The following is a 1,943-nucleotide window of genomic DNA, read 5'->3' on the forward strand; positions in this document are numbered from 1 at the left end:
AGCCGCCCGGTTATCCCGATCCGTCGGAGTGAAACTCCTCGCCGCAGCCGCCCTCACGCAGCCATCGGAATAACCCGCAGATCGGAACAATCAATATAGAAATCGTCGTTGTCAATCTGCAGCCGCTTCTGGCGAGCAACAAAGGTGAAGCCTGCTCCCAGTTCCAACAGAAAATGCTCCAGCTCGCGCAGGATGGCGTCCTCGAGGTCCCGCTCCAGATAGCGATCCCGCAAGCCCAGGAAATCGAGGAAATAGGGATCCTTGAGCACCAGGCCGGGGCTTAGTTCGCCGCGTCCACGCGCTGCATTCCTCGCCCCGCTTTGCACTGACTGTTCAATATGAAGTGCCTTCGATTCATTTTCTCATCTCTACAGCCGTTGATTTTGGCCAGGCTGCATCAGTCCGGCATCTCAAGCATCCCGGACCCGTCACGGTGGCCAATAGATCCCGCACTTGCCTTGCTGAGGCCAAGCTGATCATCCGCGCAAAGCCGGGGCAACTTTCAGCGGGTTACCGGCACAAAACAATCGACGTCATGGCTTCCCGCGGCAGATGCTGCGGCACCTGGGCCTCCGCAGCCCCTATTAGAACCTCGCACGATTCCAGCAGTGCATGCTGCCGGCGAAGCTTCCGCCCCGGGGCCCTTCCGGTTTCTAGCTCTGCGGCAGTGGTCAGCTATTGCTTCGTAGCGGTTACCCGGAAATGTTCCACTGTCTGCCCGGCGTGGATCGCCCGCTGCAGCCAGTCCGGCATGGCGCCGCGGCCGTCCCAGCCCTGCCCGTGCGCATTGCGGTAGCGCACCGCTCCTGGCGTTGGGGTCGGCGGCGGCTCGGCAAAGCAGCCGGCGGCCTGCAAGTCAGCCAGGCTCAGCCCATGCTGGGCCATCTGGATGCGGATCCAGGTAATCGCTTGCGCGCGCTCGATTTCGATTGACATGGTGTAGGTGAAGAAATTTGGGGCAGCGCCGGATCCCGCGTTGTGCCTTCTGGTGGGAGCGTTGGATTTCAGGGTTGCTCCAGGTGATGGCTGCGGTGGGAATCATTGCCGGCGGGAGGATGTGGCCGCTCTCTTTTGCTTAAATTTTAATCAAATCCGGAGAGGCCGTCGGCTGTCTGCCCACGCGCGGCTTGTCCACAGGCTTATCCCGTGGCGCGGTGGACAAACCCTGCCCCCGCCCACGCCTTCAGGCCGGCCCGGGCTTGAACTTGGTGCGCGTCACCGGCACCCGGCGCTTGGCACCTACCAGGCGGCGCGTCGCGGTGGCTTGCGCATCGGCCCGCTCGGCACGCCGTACTGCCGTTTCCAGTTGCGCCCGCAGCTCGTCTTGGGCCGCCTGCCCTCGCTCGAGCGCCTGTTGCGCCTGCGCCAGTTGCAGGCTGAGCGTGTCGCGCTCGGCCTGCTGCCGGGCCCGTGCCTCTGCACCGGCGACGGCGGTGTCTTGCGCCCTCGCCTGCACGACTGCCAGCTCAGCGCGCAATTCCGCCGCCGCCTGCTCGGCCTTCTGGCGCAGCGTGCGCTCCTGGTCGATCTCGCGCAGCGCGCGGCGCTCGGTGGCGCTGGCCCGCTCCTGCGCGACAGCCACCTGCTCGCGGTTGCGCTCCAGGTCCGCCGAGAACTGGGTGCGCAACTCCTGCAGTTGCCGCTCGAGTGCCTCGACCTGGCGCTTGCCCTCGTCATGACGCGCCTGTGCGGCCGCGTGGGCCTGGCGCTCGGCCTCCAGTTCGCCTTGCAGCGCCGCGCGCGCTTGCTGGGCGGCATCGCGCTCGGCCTGCACAGCGGCTGTCTCCTGCTCGGCCACCACCACCGCGGCGCGCGCCTGGTCGCGCTGCGCCTCCGCCTCGCTCGCCTGCAGCCGCGCTTCAGCCCGCAAGGCGGCCAGTTCGCCGGTGGCCGCCTCGTTGGCGGCCTGCCAGATCGATTGCACGGCATTGGCGGCGATCGCC

At 66.4% G+C, this 1,943-nt stretch carries 2 protein-coding genes and 1 pseudogene; all 3 read right to left on the minus strand.

Annotation, left to right across the window (positions count from 1 at the left end):
* Positions 1 to 89: 89 nt before the first annotated feature.
* Positions 90 to 278, minus strand: a pseudogene (locus ACYP5B_RS45945) (PDDEXK nuclease domain-containing protein); the annotation flags it as partial.
* 397 nt (positions 279 to 675) lie between these two features.
* Positions 676 to 936 carry an H-NS histone family protein gene (locus tag ACYP5B_RS45950; protein WP_318234403.1) on the minus strand — a complete coding sequence of 87 codons (261 nt, stop codon included), beginning with the start codon at positions 934 to 936 and terminating at the stop codon, positions 676 to 678.
* A gap of 247 nt (positions 937 to 1,183) precedes the next feature.
* A partial coding sequence (locus ACYP5B_RS45955) for a DNA-binding protein (protein ID WP_459574021.1) occupies positions 1,184 to 1,943 on the minus strand: 760 nt, incomplete at its 5' end.

It is taken from the genome of Cupriavidus sp. 8B (assembly GCF_054589115.1).

What these genes read in the sequence shown, in the direction of transcription:
- ACYP5B_RS45950 (WP_318234403.1), bottom strand. Translation starts at nt 936, where the DNA reads ATGTCAATCGAAATCGAGCGCGCGCAAGCGATTACCTGGATCCGCATC.